The organism is Aeromonas sp. sif2416 (assembly GCF_019218665.1).
Taxonomy (GTDB): Bacteria; Pseudomonadota; Gammaproteobacteria; order Enterobacterales; family Aeromonadaceae; genus Aeromonas; species Aeromonas encheleia.
The window spans coordinates 1-17,759 of sequence record NZ_JAHUXC010000003.1 but is presented as its reverse complement, the minus strand read 5'-3'; the positions used below and the strand labels follow the sequence as shown (position 1 = coordinate 17,759).

The following is a 17,759-nucleotide window of genomic DNA, read 5'->3' as shown; positions in this document are numbered from 1 at the left end:
GGTTCACATCAGACCACAGCCATGGCGATTCCCCCCAGCGGGCGAGCAGAGGCACACCTAACAACAGAACGATCTATAGACAAAAAGATCACTAATGACAGATGCGAATAGCTCTCAATAAAACACGAGCGTCGTCACATTGATACCCCCATATGGGCTCAAATGGGGTTTATATGAACCCCTTCACAACTCTGAATTGAGAGTCTTTTGAATCGTGTCTTCTCGTGTATAGATGCCAGCGCACCTCGGACGGTGCGCCCTTAAGATGGAGTTTATCAATGAGAAAGACATCGTTAGCGTTGGCAATCACGGCCCTGCTCTCGGCCCTGCCTGCCGTCTCGGTTCAGGCCAATGAGAGTTGTACCCCCCTCACCGGCAGAGAGGCAGGCATGGATACCGGTCGCGGCAGCGCAGCGCGTTGCCTGCCCGGCATCAACCCTCTACAGGATCAACAGTGGCACCTGCTCAACAGTGGCCAGGATGCCTTCAGCCCCCGCGCCGGCGTGGCAGGCAATGACCTCAACCTCTGGTGGGCCCACCGCACCGAGGTGCTCGGTCAGGGCATCAACGTGGCCGTGGTGGACGATGGCCTGGCCATCGCCCACCCGGATCTGGTCGACAACGTCCGCCCCGGCTCACGCAACGTGGTGACCGGCGGCGACGACCCGACGCCAACCGATCCGGACAGTGCCCACGGCACCTCGGTGTCCGGCATCATAGCCGCGGTGGATAACGCCATCGGCACCAGAGGCGTGGCGCCCCGCGCCCAGCTGCAGGGGTTCAACCTGCTCGACAACGACAGCCAGCAGTTGCAGCAGGATTGGCTCTATGCCCTCGGCGACAGCCCGGCCAGCGGCGATAACCGGGTCTTCAATCAGAGCTACGGCATGAGCCTGGTCGATCCGCAAAGAGCCGACGGGCTGGACCAGCTACAGCTGGATCGCCTGTTCGAGCGGATGACCCAGCAGGCGCAAGGGGCGGCCTACATCAAGGCGGCAGGCAACGGCTTCAGCCGGATTGCCGCCGGCAACTATGCCCTCAACCGCAGCGGCGGCGACCTCAGGTTGCCGTTTGAAAACAGCAACATAGATCCCTCCAACAGCAACTTCTGGAACCTGGTGGTCAGCGCCAGCAACGCGAACGGGGTGCGATCGTCCTACTCCAGCGTCGGCAGCAACGTATTCCTGACGGCCCCCGGCGGGGAATACGGCACGGACGCGCCAGCCATGGTGACCACGGATCTGCCCGGCTGCGACATGGGTTACAACCGGCTGGACGATCCCAGCACCAACCGGCTGCACGGCAATCCGCAACTGGATGCCAGCTGCGACTACAACGGCGTGATGAACGGCACCTCCTCGGCCACCCCCAATACCGCCGGGGCCATGGCGCTGCTGATGTCCGCCTATCCGGACCTGTCGGTGCGGGATCTGCGCGATCTGCTGGCCCGCAGCGCCACCCGCCTCGATGCCGAGCAGGCGCCGGTGCAGCTGAGCTACACCGCCGCCGATGGCCAGCGCCGTCAGGTGACGGGGCTGGAAGGCTGGGAGCGCAACGCCGCCGGCATCTGGTACAGCCCGACCTATGGTTTCGGGTTGGTGGATGTGAACCGGGCCCTGGTCGATGCCGCCACCCATGAGCCCCTGCCGCCGCTGGTGCAGCTGCCGTGGCAGCAGGTGACGGTGCGCGATCGCGCCGCCGGGGCCATCCCGGATCTCGGCAGCGCCCCGACCCGCTCCGGCGCCCGGGTCGATCAACCCCTGACCGTGGAGGCGGTGCAGGTGCTGGTCAGCCTGGATCACCAGCGCCTACCCGATCTGCTGATCGAGCTGGTCTCCCCCTCCGGCACCCGCAGCGTGCTGCTCAACCCCAACAACAGCCTGGTGGGCCAATCCCTCGACCGGCAGCAGCTGGGTTATGTGCGCACCCGGGGACTGCGCGACATGCGCATGCTCTCCCACAAGTTCTACGGCGAGCAGGCCCAGGGCGAGTGGCGACTGGAGGTGACCGACGTCGCCAGCGGCAACCGCCAGGTTGCACTGCGCAACCTCAGCACCAACGCCCGCAGCACCCTGACCGAGCGCAACAACAGCCAGCCTGGCCAGTTGCTCAACTGGTCCCTGCGGGTGCTCGGCCATGACGCCGCCCCTCTCTAATTGCACAGGAGTCACAACATGAAACACAGCTTACTCAGCCTTGCCCTGGCAGGCCTGCTGGCCTCGCTCTCCACTCAGGCCATGGCCGGGGAATCGGTGCTGATCGACGGCAAGCAGTACAGCACCATAGAGGTGAACGGCCAGACCTACCTGACGCCGGACAACGGCAGCAAGAAGCGGGTTGCCCGCAGCCTGGACGGCCAGGCAACCCAACCCAGCCTGCGCAGCGGCGACATCCTGCTGCAAGGAGCGGCCAGCCCCGAGCTCACCGTCAGCGGCACCCTGCTGGTGGAGGCCGACGACAATCAGGCCAGGGCACTGGCCACGCGCCACGGCCTGCGCTTCAAGCAGAGCAGCGGCGGCATCGCCCTGCTGGAGGCACAGTCCGGCACCGATCTGAACGCCGTCGCCACCCGGCTCAAGCAGGAAGGAGTGAAGGTGCAGGTCGAACTGGCCGGCGCCGAGCAGCAACCCAGGTGATCTGCTCCCCGAGCCGAACACCTCATGCCATCAAGGGGGCCATTGGCCCCCTTGTCTTTAGCCGTATTGGCTAAATTAGATGACCCCCACCTTCAACCAGCTCGATCCTTGATAGGTGCCTATCGCAAAGGTGAGGGAGCTTGATGTCGGGTAGCCAGGATCCGCTCATGCTATTAATGCCAGGTCGTATGTCGTGCCGCTCTCGCTCGCCAATGAAACCCCTGCCCTTGGACGAGACCCTGTGCCGTCACAAAAGAGAGATGATGTCTGTTTTCAACTCCCTCGACGAGGACTCGCTCACTTCCCCATATTGCAGATGTATTTTCGATGAAGCTGGCATCATTTCTGTTAAAACATTGCCAAAAGAAGTGCTTGTTTATCTTGATACCATCAAAAGCCTGCAGCAACTCATCTGCAATAGTATGGACGGCTTCATCGGCATTGTTTATCCAGAATTTCACACCGAGTTTTCTAAGCTGAAGAATATTTTTCAGTGTTGCATCAGAGATGCCATCAAGAACACTTGAATTATCAAACTCGATGTTGATCCCAAACTGGAATACGAAAGGCAGGAAATCTTCCCAAGAGACCATCTTGCTAAATATGATGGGATTGATATTGATGAACACAGTGTGGTAAAGATGTTCATCATGCCTGTTCAGCTTCTGAAAAAACTCCAGTTGCCGCATAAAAAGAGAGACCAGGGTATGCTGTCTTACATCGCCTGGATAATGTTCACTCAATACCGTCTTGTTGGCACTCAGTGAAACCACTTCAAATGACACTATATTTCCAGTGTTGAGCTCAACAATAGGTTCCAACGTATGCTTGATATATTTAGAATTTTTGTCATATGTCTTGATCGTCATGGCTATTCTCGATAGTCAATCCTGAACGATAAGGATAAAAAATGTATCCGGCGCGAGCTACTGTAACCAGACAGCGGCAATCTTGATCAACCCTCCTTAGCAGTTTCCTGATATTGGACAATGCGACCGACACTGTGTTTTCACAGACAACTCGACCACTCCAAACGCTATTAAGAATTTCATCTTTAGACACCAGATAGCCACTATTGCGGACCAAATACCTTAAAACACTGGCCTCCCTGGTTCCCATCTTTATAACTTGCAACTGCTCAGTGCCAGCAAAATTAAGGAATGTAAATGTGCCATGAGTTAAATCAATAACAACGCTACCATCCTTATTGACAAGATACGTTATCATTGTATGCCTTCTTATTACTTCCAGTTCAAGCATGACCAGCCTCCGTGTTAACCAGTAACTGACGACTCTGCACCTTCGATGAGTTCCGTCATTACCAACCCAATTACCATCTTCAGGCTGAACAACGTTATTCTCACAGAATTAACAGGTGAATTAATGATAATAAAATAATTTATTCACAATAAATAAAAAATGATTAATAACAACTACATAGGTAGCATCAACCACCAACAAGGACCCTTTTGGGTCGGAATTAATCACCAACCAATCATATCATTGCGATATTAAAACCTAAAATTATTACCTTTGTTAAATAAAATGGTAGAGCTTTGGCTCGATAAAATAACAAAACAATGACGGCCATAGCGGCGGCCAGACCGATGAAATACTTGATAGTCGGGAAGCCATTGGATTAAGCAATGGCTTTATCAGTGAGGATAGTTTGACGATGGGGTGTGAACGCGCATACAGAGCATCCATTGGCATGTTGATGACTGCGCAAATAACGCTCGTCCGTTGTGTGCTTTACATAGCGTCACCGAACTCTAATATCGCCACCCGGCTCAAGCAGGAAGGGGGGAAGGTGCAGATAGAGCTGGCCGGCGCCGAGCAACAACCCAGGTGATCTGCTCCCCGAGCTGAACACCTCATGCCACCGAGGGTGCCATAGGCCCCCTTTCTCCGCTCACACCTCCCCCCATGGAGACAAACCGGCCCGCCCACCCAGGCTCCCATGCGACCGCGGTCACAACTTCACACCCTTGCCCCCAACTGCACATTTCGCGCCCCGCCGAGGCAAGGCGGGCCGACGCCGACTTGCTAACCTGCCTGCGGCCCGGGCTCATGGCCACGCACGGCCCACCCGACGCCTTCATCGATATCCATGGCAAGCCGCCAGCAGAGCGGCCCGGTCAGCTCCCGGAGTCGGTATCACACTTACCTTTTTATTCAGACAGTTACGAGGAGGCATCCATGCCTATCACCACCACAAGAATGAAAGCGGTTTCACTTTCCGTCAGCCTGGCCCTGGCCGGGATCCTGGTGGGTTGCAACCAGAACGACTCCGACGCCCCCATCGTCAAGGATGACGCCTATTACCGTGCCCAGGCCGAAACCATGGTGGCCAGGCTGACCCTGGACGAGAAGCTGAGCCTGCTCTCCGGCCCCGGTTATGGCAGCGCCAACGGCGCCGTCAACGTCAAGCAGGATGTCGCCGGGGTGGCGGGTTACATCAACGGGGTGAGCCGCAGCGCCGACGGCATCGATATCCCGGCCCTGAAGCTGGCCGACGGCCCGGCGGGCCTTAGGATCAGCGCCAACCGCGACGACGACAGCGCCACCTACCATGCCACCGCCTGGCCCATCGGCTCACTGCTGGCCTCCAGCTGGGACGTCGAGCTGGTCGAGTCCGTGGGGGAAGCCATGGGGGATGAGGTCAGGCAGTACGGGGTGGACATACTGCTGGCGCCGGGCATGAACATTCAGCGTAACCCGCTCAATGGCCGCAACTTCGAGTACTACTCGGAAGATCCGCTGCTGACCGGCAAGATGGGCGCCGCCATGGTAAACGGGGTGGAGAGCAACGGGGTGGGCACCACCATCAAGCACTTCTTTGGCAACAACTCCGAGACCAACCGCAACCAGATCAACGACATCGGCGAGCCGAGAACCTTCCGCGAGATCTACCTGCGCGGCTTCCAGATCGCCGTGGACGAGGCCCAGCCCTGGGCGATCATGACCTCCTACAACAAGGTCAATGGCACCTATGTGAACGAGCGCAGGGATGCGGTGACCGAGGTGCTGCGCGACGAGTGGCAGTTTGACGGCCTGGTGATGTCCGACTGGTTCGCCGGCGACGTGGCCAACAACGCCTACAAGCAGGTGCTGGCAGGGCAAGATCTGATCGAGCCTGGCAACGTCAAGGAGCAGCTGCAGCAATCCATCGACCACGGCGATCTGAGCGAGGCCAAGGTGACCGAAGCCGCCGTCCATATCCTGACCCAGGTGATGAAGAGCCCCTCCTACAGCCAGCTGGCCGTCAGCAACAGCCCGGATCTGACCGCCCATGCCAAACTGGCTCGGCAGGCCGGGGCCGAGAGCATGGTGCTGCTGCGCAACGAAGCCGCCGCCCTGCCGATAGCCGCGACCAGCAAGGTCGCCAGCTTTGGCATCAACCAGATCAACACATACAAGGGTGGCACCGGCAGCGGGGACGTGAACGCAACCGGCACCACCACCATAGCCCAGGGGCTGGCCAGCCGCTTCCCGGTCAACGGGGCGCTGCAGAGATACTACGGCGTTTTTTATGAGGCCAACAAGGTCTATCACGAGGGCCAATTCGGCTCCAAGGGCTTCTATAGCTGCGCAGAGGCCGCCGTCAGCCCCGAGCTGACCGGCTTGATCGCCACGGCCGCCAGCGAGCAGGACGTGGCGGTGATCAGCCTGGGCCGTCAGGCCGGTGAGGGAGCGGATCGCAGCAACAGCAAGGGCGACTACCTGCTCGGCGATGACGAGACTGCCCTCATCGAGGCGGTAAGCAACGCCTTCCACGCCCAGGGTAAAAAGGTGGTGGTGGTGCTCAACGTCAACGGGGTGATAGATACCGCAGAGTGGAGTCACAAGGTGGACGGCATCCTGCTGGCCTACATGGCGGGTCAGGAGACCGGCCACGCGGTGGCGGATGTGCTCTCCGGCGCGGTCAACCCGAGCGGCAAGCTGGCCCAGAGCTTCCCGCAAAGCTATGCCAGCGTCCCCTCCTCGACCAGCTTCCCCGGTGAGGACACCGACGGCGACGGCGAGCCGGACGATCTCTATTACAACGAGGGGATCTACGTCGGCTATCGCTACTACAGTACCTTCGACAAGGCCGTCTCCTACCCCTTCGGCTTTGGCCTCTCCTACACCAGCTTCGGCTACACCAGCCCGGCCATCGCCAGCAATACCCTGGCCGATGGCGCGGCCGGCAGCATAGTGCTGACGGCGACCATCACCAACACCGGCGGCGTGGCGGGCAAGGAGGCGGCCCAGGTCTACATCACCGCCCCCGAGGTCAAACTGAAAAAACCGACCATAGAGCTCAAGGCCTTCGCCAAGACCAAACAGCTGGCCCCTGGCGCCGCCGAGCAGCTGAGCTTCACCATTCCGGCCAGCATACTCGCCAGCTTCGATGAGGCCAGCAACCAGTGGATCCTGGAGCCGGGCAGCTACAGCGCCTACATCAGCCCCTCATCGGACGTCTCCGCCACCACCCCCGTCACCTTCAAGCTGAGCAAGGAGATAGTGGTGAGCAACACCACGGCGGGCGCCCTGGCCTTGCCAAGCGGCGTGGATGCCGCCACCGTCACCACGGTGACAAAATAAGAGGGCGGGAGCGGCGCCCCGGCGCGCGCTCCCATGAGGACCCCTAGCACCTTGACGGGACCAGGCCTGCGCCTGGTCCCGTTCTTATTGGCGGGTATTGCGGTAGGCCAGCGGGGTCATATTGGCGTTGGCCTTGAAGAAGCGGTTGAACGCACTCTGGGAGGAGAAGCCCACCAGATCGCTGATATTTTGCAGCGGCTGCTCCCTCTCCCCCAATAACCGGCAGGCCTCCATCATCTTGACCCGCTTCAGGATGGCGGAAAAACTGCTGCCCTCCCCCTGCAATTTGCGGTTCAGGGTCCAGCGGCTGATATTCATGGCCGAGCAGACGTCCTTGAGGAGATGGTCATCGCACTCCATGACACCGCCGCGGATCCGGTGACGGATAAGATCCGCCACCAGATTGGCAAAGGGCACCCGCTCATCGATGTCGGTGCAGATGCTATCCAGCTGGCTTGTCTGCAAGCGGCACAGCAGTCCGTTGTAGCTATCGACGCGGGTATCCAGCAGGGCATTGCCGATGAGCAGGGTGTTGCCCGGCTGATCCCAGCGGCAGTGGGTACCGAAGAAGTGATCCAGCTGGCGGTGATGGACAGGCGGCCTGCCGACGAACCCCACCGACACGGCGAGGGCGGGCACATAGGCCCGCAGGATCCGGAAGAGGATGACAAAATTGGGGATGGCCTGGCTCGCCCCCAGGGCGGCAGGTCCTTGATTGATGTACTCATATTGGGTATGCAGCGCCCCCAACCTCACCTGGTAATCGTCGCAGTTACCGATGACGGTGCGATAGCGCAGCAGGGACTCGATGGCGGCGCGAGGGGACGGCTGGTTCAGGCAGAGGCTGATGAGCACCGGATAGTGCTCATAGAGCTGAGCGATCTCATAGGACAAGATGCCCTCGTGAAATCCGCTCAGATAGCCCTGCATCAGACTCAGCAGGCGGTAATGGCTCTGGGCCAGGATCCGGCCATGCTCACGGTTGATATCGAATGGGGTCAGACCGGCGGCCAGCAGCAGGGCGTCCGGATCTCCTCCCTGTTGCTGACAAGCCGTCAGCATTCTCCTGAGAACTTGATTTGCTACGCTCTGTGCCATCTGCCTACCCTGGCCTCATTAAACACCAACAACTGATTGATGGGCGAGTACAGGCGGAACCTCTTTCTCCAACCCGGCTCGCATGACCTAAAAATGCGGATCCGCCAGCCTGTCCATGACGTGGCAGGCTCATTATGGGGGGATGAGGAAGGGCGCCGATGTAACGGAGTGTAAGACCACGATCTGGCACGCTATTTTGGCGCAGGAGACAACCGGCATCGGACAAAAAACAAAATAGAAATGCACCGTATTCCGACATAAAAACGGCGCCCTCTCGGGCGCCGTTTTCATTTATCACAGTGCGTCACTATCGCCGTATGGCATCCGCAAGCGCGGCTCAGCTGGCCTGGTGCTGCTCGGCCAGATAGAGCCAGGTGTCGACCACGGTATCCGGGTTGAGCGATACAGAGTCGATGCCCTGCTCGACCAGCCAAGCGGCGAAGTCCGGGTGATCGGACGGGCCCTGGCCGCAGATGCCGACATACTTGCCCGCCTTGCGCGCGGCCTTGATGGCCATCGCCAGCAGCGCCTTGACCGCCTCGTTGCGCTCATCGAACAGGTGGGCGATGAGGCCCGAATCCCGGTCCAGTCCGAGCGTGAGCTGGGTCATGTCGTTGGAGCCGATGGAGAAGCCATCGAAGTGTTGCAGGAACTGATCCGCCAGCAGGGCGTTGGAGGGCAGTTCGCACATCATGATGACCTTGAGGCCCCGCTCGCCGCGGCGCAGGCCGTTCTCGGCCAGGATCTCCACCACCTGCTCCGCCTCGCCCACGGTGCGCACGAAGGGGATCATCACCTCGACGTTGGTCAGACCCATGACGTCACGCACCCGCTTCATCGCCTCACACTCCAGCGCGAAGCAGGGACGGAAGCTGTCGGCGATATAACGGGAGGCGCCACGGAAGCCGATCATGGGGTTCTCTTCGTGGGGCTCGTAACCACGACCGCCCACCAGGTTGGCGTATTCGTTGGACTTGAAGTCCGACATCCGCACTATCACCCGCTCCGGCCAGAAGGCGGCAGCCAGGGTGGCGATGCCTTCGGTCAGCTTGGCGACGTAGTATTCACGGGGGCTGTCGTAGCCGGCGATCATCTTGGCTATGGTGGCCTGCAGCTCGGGGCTCTGCTGATCGAACTCCAGCAGGGCCTTGGGATGCACGCCTATCATGCGGTTGATGATGAACTCCAGGCGCGCCAGGCCCACGCCGGCGTTTGGCAGCTGGGCGAAGTCGAAGGCCCGATCCGGGTTGCCGACGTTCATCATGATCTTGATGGGCAGGCGCGGCATGTTGCCCACCTCGGTCACCGCCACCTCGAAGTCGAGTTCGCCGTCGTAGATGAAGCCGGTGTCCCCTTCCGCGCAGGAGACGGTGATGAGCTGACCCGCCTCGATGCGAGCGGTGGCGTCGCCACAACCCACCACGGCCGGGATGCCCAGCTCACGGGCGATGATGGCGGCGTGGCAGGTGCGGCCGCCGCGGTTGGTGACGATGGCCGAGGCCCGCTTCATGATGGGCTCCCAATCCGGATCCGTCATGTCGGTAACCAGCACGTCGCCGGGCTGTACCTCGTCCATCTGGCTGATGGAGGAGATGACCCGCGCCGGGCCAGAGCCGATCTTGTGGCCGATGGCACGCCCCTCGATCAGCACCTTGCCGCCGGACTGCTTGAGCGCGAAACGCTCCAGGGTGTTTGCCTCCTGACGGCTGCGCACCGTCTCGGGACGGGCCTGGACTATGTAGAGCTGGCCGTCCTGACCATCCTTGGCCCACTCGATGTCCATCGGGCGGCCGTAATGTTGTTCGATGATGAGCGCCTGTTTCGCCAGCGCCATCACCTCGTCGTCGCTGATGCAGAAGCGGTTGCGCTCGGCATCCTGGGTGTCGACGATCTTCACCTGACGACCGTGACCGGCGTCCTCGGAGTAGGTCATCTTGATGAGCTTGGAGCCCAGCGTCTTGCGCACCACGGCGGGGCGGCCGGCCTTGAGGGTTGGCTTGTGCACATAGAACTCGTCCGGGTTGACGGCCCCCTGCACCACCATCTCGCCGAGGCCCTGGCTACCAGTGATGAAGACCACGTCGTTGAAGCCGGATTCGGTATCCAGGGTGAACATGACGCCGGAGGAGGCCAAGTCCGAGCGCACCATGCGCTGCACCCCGGCCGAGAGCGCCACGCCCTTGTGGTCATAGCCCTGATGCACCCGGTAGGAGATGGCGCGATCGTTGAACAGCGAGGCAAACACATGCTTGATGGCGGTCATGACGGAGTCGATGCCGCGCACGTTGAGGAAGGTCTCCTGCTGACCGGCGAAGGAGGCATCCGGCATGTCCTCGGCGGTGGCGGAGGAGCGCACCGCGAAGGACGCTTCGAGCCCGGCGCTCAGCTTGTCATAGGCCGCACGCACGGCCTGCTCCAGCGCGGGCTGGAACGGCGCGTCCACCACCCAGTCACGGATCTGCTGACCGGCCCGGTTGAGGGCGGCGATGTCGTCCACGTCCAAGCTGTCGAGCAGGTCGTGGATCTTGCCGTTGAGACCGCTTAACTCCAGAAACTCGTTAAACGCAAAGGCAGTGGTCGCAAACCCGCCAGGGACGGATACACCGGCACCGGAGAGGTTGCTGATCATCTCGCCAAGGGATGCATTCTTGCCGCCGACTCGTTCTACATCCTGCATTCCGAGCTGTTCGTACCAGAGTACGTACTGTTGCATTTGCATGTCTCCAGATTGGTGGGCCAGGGTGCCTACGCACCTGCTGTGCCAAATTATGTGTTTTTGTTGGTGTGCTGTTGCCAACGACCATGAAAACGTTTTCTACTTATTGTCAAAAAAATCCCCGTGCAAGATTTGGGGATGGTCGTCTGACACAGACATTCTACAATGCCGATACAAAAAGGTAACGACTCAGGTTTGCAAGCGAGTTCACAACTTGGAAACAGCAGACCGGTTGACAAAAGTGATATGGTTTCGAGAGATACTTCCTGCTCGCAACCCCGCCAGCCCGCATCACAGGAGCGCATCGTGCACACCGTATTCTATGTATCCGATGGCACCGCCATCACCGCCGAGGTGTTCGGCCATGCCGTGTTGAGCCAGTTTCCGCTGGTGTTCGAACAAGTCACCATTCCCTTCGTGGAAACCCTGGAGAAGGCCCGTCAGGTACGGGCCAGGATCGATGAACAGTTTCGCCAGACCGGGATCCGCCCCATCCTGTTCCACACCATAGTCGACGCCCTGGTGCGGGAAGAGGTGCTCAAGGCCCAGGCCAGCAGCCACGATTTTCTCAACACCTTCGTCAGCCCGCTGGAGCAGGAGCTGGGGATCAAGGCCGAGCCCAGGCTGCATCGCACCCACGGCATGGAGAACCGCAAGCTGTATGACGATCGCATCGAGGCGGTCAACTTCGCGCTCACCAACGACGACGGCATCACCACCAGGGAGTACGACGAGGCGGACATCATCCTGATCGGCGTCTCCCGCTGCGGCAAGACGCCGACCAGCCTCTATCTGGCGCTGCAGTTTGGCATCCGCGCCGCCAACTATCCCTTCATCGAGCAGGACATGGGCACGCTCGAGCTGCCAACGCCCCTCAAGGCCAATCGCCACAAGCTGTTCGGCCTCACCATAGCGCCCCAGCGGCTGCACGAGATCCGCAACCAGCGCCGCGCCAACAGTCGCTACTCCTCGCTGGTGCAGTGCGAGCAGGAGCTGGCAAGCGTGGAGCGGCTGTTTCGCCAGGAGGCGATCCGCTTCCTCGATACCAGCTCTCATTCGGTGGAGGAGATCAGCGCAAAAATTCTGGAGGCAACCGGGCTGCGTCGCCAGCTCTGCTGATAGAGCGAGCAGGCACGGCGACCCTATCGAGGGATAGGCCGCCGGCAAGTTGGCAATACGGATGAGGGGCAGTAAAAACGGAGCCAACAGTGAACCTGTGGCTCCGTTTCATATCAGGAGTGGGGAGGCATGGGCGGGTTGTTGAGCTCTCTGTTGTTCATCAGCATGGCATGAAAGTTCAGCAGGCCATGGCGTCTTCGTATCCGCTCGCTCAACCAGCAGGCGGGCAGCAAGCCCACACCGGCGGCCACCGCCAGCACCATGGTGACATGCGCCACCAGATAGTCGCCTCCCTGCCATCCCCAGACCAGCCCGCAGGCCGCAGCCATGGTCAGCAACATGGGGAAGAGCCAGAGCGCCAGCCAGAGGGCGACGGTCAGCAGGGCACCCACAATACGCTCGATCATATGAGTCCTTATTTGACAAAGAGCAATAAGCCCACAACAAAATAGCCGAGTCAATAGCCACAAAACCAATCGAACACAAAACCAGCGATCGCTTCACAACCCCCTTCCCAGATCATGAAAAACCTGATTAGAGCCGAAAAAACCACCCGAACATGAGGAAATCAGGTGCATTGGCGGTCGATTATCACTATTCTGCTCGGGTTGGTAGCTGCCACAAAAAACAACAAGTGGCACGCCGTAACGAAATTAATACGGATTTCGTCACGTTTTCAGCACAGAGTGCCGACCGGCTCACAGGATGTGGGGCGGCAGACGAGACGACAGACGAGTGACTTCAGCGACGTAAGGAAGGAAGAATGGATCTTCAACAAAACGGCGAAGAGTTGAAACGCGGCCTGAAAAACCGCCATATCCAGCTCATCGCATTGGGCGGTGCCATAGGTACCGGCCTGTTTCTCGGCATTGCCCAGACCATCAAGATGGCGGGCCCCTCGGTGCTGCTCGGCTATGCCATCGGCGGCTTCATCGCCTTCCTCATCATGCGCCAGCTCGGCGAGATGGTGGTGGAAGAGCCGGTCGCCGGCTCCTTCAGCCACTTCGCCTACAAGTACTGGGGTGACTTCGCCGGCTTCGCCTCCGGCTGGAACTACTGGGTGCTCTACGTGCTGGTCAGCATGGCTGAACTCACCGCGGTTGGCATCTATGTCCAGTACTGGTGGCCCGAGATCCCGACCTGGATGTCGGCCGCCTTCTTCTTCGTGCTGATCAACGCCATCAACCTCTCCAACGTCAAGGCGTTTGGCGAGATGGAGTTCTGGTTCGCCATCATCAAGGTGGTGGCCATCGTTGGCATGATTGGCTTTGGCGGCTATCTGCTGTTCTCCGGCGGCGCCGGTCCGGAAGCCAGCGTGACCAACCTGTGGGCTCAGGGCGGCTTCTTCCCCAACGGCATCAGCGGACTGGTGATGGCGATGGCGGTGATCATGTTCTCCTTCGGCGGGCTGGAGCTGGTCGGTATCACGGCGGCAGAAGCCGATGATCCCGAGAAGAGCATTCCCAAGGCCACCAACCAGGTGATCTACCGCATCCTGATCTTCTATATCGGCGCCCTGGCCGTGCTGATGTCCCTCTACCCCTGGGTCAAGGTCGTCGAAGGCGGCAGCCCCTTCGTGATGATCTTCCACGCGCTGGACAGCAACCTGGTGGCCACGGTGCTCAACATAGTGGTGCTGACCGCCGCGCTCTCCGTCTACAACAGCTGTGTCTACTGCAACAGTCGCATGCTGTTTGGCCTGGCCAAGCAGGGTAACGGCCCGCGCAGCCTGCTCAAGACCAACAAGAGCGGTGTGCCACTGGTCGCCCTCTCGGTGTCTGCCGCCGCGACCCTGCTGTGCGTGCTGATCAACTACCTGATGCCGGGCAAGGCCTTTGGTCTGCTGATGGCGCTGGTGGTCTCCGCCCTGGTCATCAACTGGGCCATGATCAGCCTCGCCCACCTCAAGTTCCGCAAGGCCAAGCAGACCGAAGGGGTAGAGCCCAAGTTCAAGGCATTCTGGTACCCGTTCGGCAATTATCTCTGCCTGGCCTTCATGGCCGCCATCCTGGTCATCATGTACCTGACCCCGGGCATGGAGATCTCGGTGATGCTGATCCCGGTCTGGCTGGTGGTGCTGGCGATCGGCTATCAGTTCAAGCGCAAACGTCAAGGACGGGTTGCCGCCGAAATCGGCTGACCTGCCCCTCCCTGATTTGATTCAAATGCCGGTCTCTGACCGGCATTTTCATATCCGGGCCCTGCAGCCATAACAACTGCAGAAGCCCAGCGAACACCCTCCCCTATCCCGACGCATGCCTGCCGGGTCATCTGCCAGCACCCCATGCCCCTCGAGCCGTCGCTATCTTGCAGACCAGCGGTGCGCCGCTGGCGCTGACAGCAAAAAGCCCGAGACAATCGCCTCGGGCTTTTTCACACTAGTGGTCAACGGGTCGCGGCATCACTCCAGCAGGAAGACGGCTTCCACGTTGTCCGTGATGCTGATCTGCTGCTGTTGATAGCTGTTCTCCATCATGTCTGCGGCAGGCGCGGCGGCGGCCTTGAGGGCCCGGCTATAGACCGGCATGGGGGCGCTGTTGCGATACTCGACGCTGTAGACCTTGCCGAGCTTCATGCCGAAGGCCTTGGCCAGGGATTCCGCCTTGCCCTTGGCGTCAGTCACGGCGCCAAGACGGGCCTGCTCCTTGATGGTCTGGGGCGACTTGAGGCCGTATTCAATCTGGGAGACGGACTCCAGACCTGCTTCGAGCGCGGTATCCATCAGCTGGCTCAGCTTGTCGAGCTGGTAGAGTTTGACCGCCAGCTGGCGCTGGGCACGGTAACCCACCATCTCGGGTTTCTTGTTTTGCGGATATTGATACTCGGGGGAGACCACCAGATTGCCAGCCTCCACATCGGTACGCTTGATGCCCAGCCCTTCCAGCTTGCCAAAGAAGGCGGCTACCTTGGTATCGACCTGCTGCTTGGCCTTGATACCCTGCTTCTCCAGCGCGGTCACGGAGACGTTGAGGGTCAACATGTCGGGCTCGGCCTTCTGCTCGGCGTAGCCACTGACCACCAGATGCGGTGCCTGGGGCACCTCGATGGCCAACAAAGGGGCACTGACAACCAGGGCAGACAGGGTAAGAAGGGAACGCCACATAGAAAAAACCTCAATCGATTAGAGTGAGGTCATTATGCCCGTCGTCGAATGAGATTCATATGTCGTGCAGGGGGGGGATATGGTCCAGCACCTGGTTGGTCATATCGATGTTGATGCTGATCTCGCTGCCAAGCAGACTGCCATGACTCGCCATCAGGGGGGCTGACTCGCGCGCACCGAGCAGGCTCTCTTCTTCGAAATGGAAGGAGTCCCACGACAGAACATGTCCCTGGGAGGGCAATACCGGCTCCGGCGCCGTGATAACCGCCAGCGAACTCCAGTCAAAATCGTCCCCATGGCTGAGCAGATCCTGCAAGGAGCTGTCACTCAGGCTCTGCAGTGAGTACTCCTGTTGTCCCAGCTCGTGGCCAACCAGCACCACCATGTGGGGCAAGAGTGCATCCTCTGCCGGTGTGAAGCTGATGCTGGATGCGGCGAAGTCCACATTGAGCGACCCCGCGACCTCACCATCCTCGTTCTCCAGATCCAGGGCACTGATCTTGTCACCCGTCATCGTGGCCTGATAGCCAAAGCGGCCGGTGCAGAGGATGCTATCCTGCCCGTCCCAGCTGTAGCGAATGCCATCGATGTCGACCCAGTTGAATGGTTCCATATCTTCCTCACATCTTCGATCCTGCCTATCTTAACGCCCTTCATCCGCCAGCAACAGAGGGCAGGCAGCCTGCCCTCCATCTGCGTCATCAGGGGTGCGGATCCATCTTGAGGTTACCATCGTTAAGCAGTTGCTCGATGATGGCCAAGTTTGTGGTGGTAGTGCCACCATGGGTCAGATCAGGCCCTCCCTGGAACATCACCGTCAATTGCCCACCCCCCGCCGTGCTGCCATTGGTATCGATAGTCAACTTGTTATTGACCGTATCGAACGTCAAATAGCTGTTGAGGGCACTGGCTAACACACTGTTGTTGGCACTGCCCGGTACATTGTCCAGTAATTGCGACAGATCCAGCACATCACTATTACTGCCTGTGCCCAGTGTGAAGTCGGTTATCTTGTCCACACTGCCATCGGCCTCCCCTGTTAGCCACTTGAAGGTATCCTTGCCATCTCCCCCCGTCAGGATATCGTTACCCAACCCGCCAATCAGTAAATTGTCCGCTCCATTACCGATCAGAGTATCGCTGCCAGATCCCCCGATCGCACCTTCAATGGAGCTGTATGTATCTCCTGTAGCGTGGCCGCCTGAGCCGGTGCCGGTGAGCAGATCGATGGTATGCGCAGCCGCATCGTCGCTGTAATCCACCAAGTCATGCCCCCCACCACCGGAGATCACATCATGTTGCGAACTTCCTGCGAGAACATCATCACCGCCAGTGCCGGTCAGGGTATAACTTCCATCCCCCGATACGACTCCGACATGGAGGGTAGAAGTAGCCGTTGTGTCACCGTCTCCATCCGTTCCTTGAATGCCAAAAGACAGATCCTGATCTGCAGGCAATATTCGTGTAGAGACGGTTGCCGCAGTGAAACGCACGCCTTGCCCAGATCCAGCGATGCCCTCAATGGTCAGCGTATTGAAGCTGAACGCTGGATCAATCACCGTACTAGTACCACTCACCACTATGGTTCCCGTCTGGGTATAGTGAGGATCGGACGGATCCAAAAGAGTGTTTACAGCGGTCCACTGTATGGTCAAAGAACCATTGATGCTGTTGTTGGTCAGCGTCAATTTATCGATCAACTTGGGATCGGATGTAGAAGGATTGTCGCCCGCAGCCCCCACATTATGAAACTCCATGGTGACACTCTCACCATTACCTAGGAACTGATTGTCGACACCAAAGCCCTGGGTAGAAGAGTTCACCCCATTACCGCTACCAGTAAACTCTATCCGCCCATCCGTCGTTTGTATCCACGGCTGTGGTCCTCCTGCCGTCAGATTCAGCAATGAGAACGTCTCGTCACGGGCTACCTCTGGGTTGATCAGATTGAACTGATAATGCCCGTCAGCAAACACGGTCAAGGAAAACAAGCTGCTTCCACTGGCACTTGCCAACAATGTAGTGCTCAGCAGAGTGCCATCCGGATTGGACTCGCTGGACGAGCTGTAATTCACGCCTGCTATGGCTGGCCCAGTTATGTTCAAAGCAGATAGACCGTCGGCGCCGGGTTTTACATCAAAGAACCCGATCAGAGACGTCGATGGTTCATTCGCCATGAAGCCTGACATGAAGCTGCCCAGTATTGGGACATCATCAACGATGCGCACTATCAGCTGGTCACTGGCACTGGTGCCACCCACCCCGTTCACCCCGATGGTGATGCTGTCATCAAACCCGGTGGGCGTCGCACCCAGCTTGCTGTCGTTGTCGATGGTCGCACTCAGGGTGTAGCTGTAGTTCACCGTCCCGCCGCTGGCCGTGCCCACGTAACTCAGCAGCGTCAGCACCCCTTCGCCGGTGTTGACCGTCTGGCTACCGTTAAACCCTTGCACCTGGGCCAGGGTGTAGCTGGTCCCCCCTATCACCACATTCAAAATCC

At 59.4% G+C, this 17,759-nt stretch carries 13 protein-coding genes; 5 read left to right on the top strand and 8 right to left on the bottom strand.

The features are described from left to right. The first annotated feature begins 278 nt into the window (after nt 1–278). Together KW821_RS06360 and KW821_RS06355 are read left to right on the top strand one after the other, a co-directional pair. Entirely contained in the window at nt 279–2,156 is a 1,878-nt protein-coding gene (locus tag KW821_RS06360; RefSeq protein ID WP_218290838.1) for a S8 family serine peptidase, read from the top strand. Between the two features lie 18 nt (nt 2,157–2,174). Next, entirely contained in the window at nt 2,175–2,636 is a 462-nt protein-coding gene (locus KW821_RS06355) for a hypothetical protein (RefSeq protein ID WP_218290837.1), read from the top strand. Nucleotides 2,637–2,809: 173 nt separating this feature from the next. Here the strand turns inward: KW821_RS06355 and KW821_RS06350 are convergent, their stop codons facing one another. Both KW821_RS06350 and KW821_RS06345 read right to left on the bottom strand, forming a co-directional pair. Continuing rightward, nucleotides 2,810–3,505, bottom strand: a complete 696-nt coding sequence (locus KW821_RS06350) for an EAL domain-containing protein (RefSeq protein WP_218290836.1) — start codon at nt 3,503–3,505, stop codon at nt 2,810–2,812. Continuing rightward, nucleotides 3,486–3,896, bottom strand: a complete 411-nt coding sequence (locus tag KW821_RS06345; RefSeq protein WP_218290835.1) for a winged helix-turn-helix domain-containing protein — start codon at nt 3,894–3,896, stop codon at nt 3,486–3,488. Before KW821_RS06345 ends, KW821_RS06350 begins: the two co-directional genes overlap by 20 nt. A gap of 939 nt (nt 3,897–4,835) precedes the next feature. Between KW821_RS06345 and KW821_RS06340 the strand changes: the two genes are divergently transcribed. Beyond that, nucleotides 4,836–7,223, top strand: a complete 2,388-nt coding sequence (locus KW821_RS06340) for a glycoside hydrolase family 3 protein (RefSeq protein WP_218290834.1) — start codon at nt 4,836–4,838, stop codon at nt 7,221–7,223. Nucleotides 7,224–7,307: 84 nt separating this feature from the next. Here KW821_RS06340 and KW821_RS06335 read toward each other — a convergent pair whose 3' ends face one another. Next, a complete protein-coding gene (locus KW821_RS06335; RefSeq protein WP_218290833.1) occupies nt 7,308–8,285 on the bottom strand; it encodes an AraC family transcriptional regulator in 978 nt (325 codons plus the stop codon). A gap of 373 nt (nt 8,286–8,658) precedes the next feature. Beyond that, nucleotides 8,659–11,034 (bottom strand): phosphoenolpyruvate synthase, encoded by a 2,376-nt coding sequence (gene ppsA / locus KW821_RS06330; protein WP_042652507.1) that lies wholly within the window; start codon nt 11,032–11,034, stop codon nt 8,659–8,661. Between the two features lie 309 nt (nt 11,035–11,343). Between ppsA and KW821_RS06325 the strand changes: the two genes are divergently transcribed. Beyond that, complete coding sequence (locus KW821_RS06325; protein WP_033130900.1) at nt 11,344–12,156, top strand: pyruvate, water dikinase regulatory protein; 813 nt, start codon at nt 11,344–11,346, stop codon at nt 12,154–12,156. A 113-nt stretch (nt 12,157–12,269) separates the two neighbouring features. Here the strand turns inward: KW821_RS06325 and KW821_RS06320 are convergent, their stop codons facing one another. Next, nucleotides 12,270–12,563 carry a hypothetical protein gene (locus tag KW821_RS06320; protein WP_256353368.1) on the bottom strand — a complete coding sequence of 98 codons (294 nt, stop codon included), beginning with the start codon at nt 12,561–12,563 and terminating at the stop codon, nt 12,270–12,272. A gap of 356 nt (nt 12,564–12,919) precedes the next feature. On the opposite strand from KW821_RS06320, the gene KW821_RS06315 reads away from it, so the two are divergent. After that, nucleotides 12,920–14,296 carry an amino acid permease gene (locus tag KW821_RS06315; RefSeq protein ID WP_218290832.1) on the top strand — a complete coding sequence of 459 codons (1,377 nt, stop codon included), beginning with the start codon at nt 12,920–12,922 and terminating at the stop codon, nt 14,294–14,296. A gap of 261 nt (nt 14,297–14,557) precedes the next feature. Here KW821_RS06315 and KW821_RS06310 read toward each other — a convergent pair whose 3' ends face one another. The 3 genes from KW821_RS06310 to KW821_RS06300 form a co-directional block, all read right to left on the bottom strand. Further along, the gene (locus KW821_RS06310) at nt 14,558–15,259 is read right to left on the bottom strand and encodes an SIMPL domain-containing protein (RefSeq protein WP_218290831.1); all 702 of its coding nucleotides are present in this window, start codon (nt 15,257–15,259) and stop codon (nt 14,558–14,560) included. A gap of 55 nt (nt 15,260–15,314) precedes the next feature. Beyond that, entirely contained in the window at nt 15,315–15,872 is a 558-nt protein-coding gene (locus KW821_RS06305) for a hypothetical protein (protein WP_218290830.1), read from the bottom strand. An 88-nt stretch (nt 15,873–15,960) separates the two neighbouring features. After that, a partial coding sequence (locus KW821_RS06300; RefSeq protein ID WP_218290829.1) for a type I secretion C-terminal target domain-containing protein occupies nt 15,961–17,759 on the bottom strand: 1,799 nt, incomplete at its 5' end.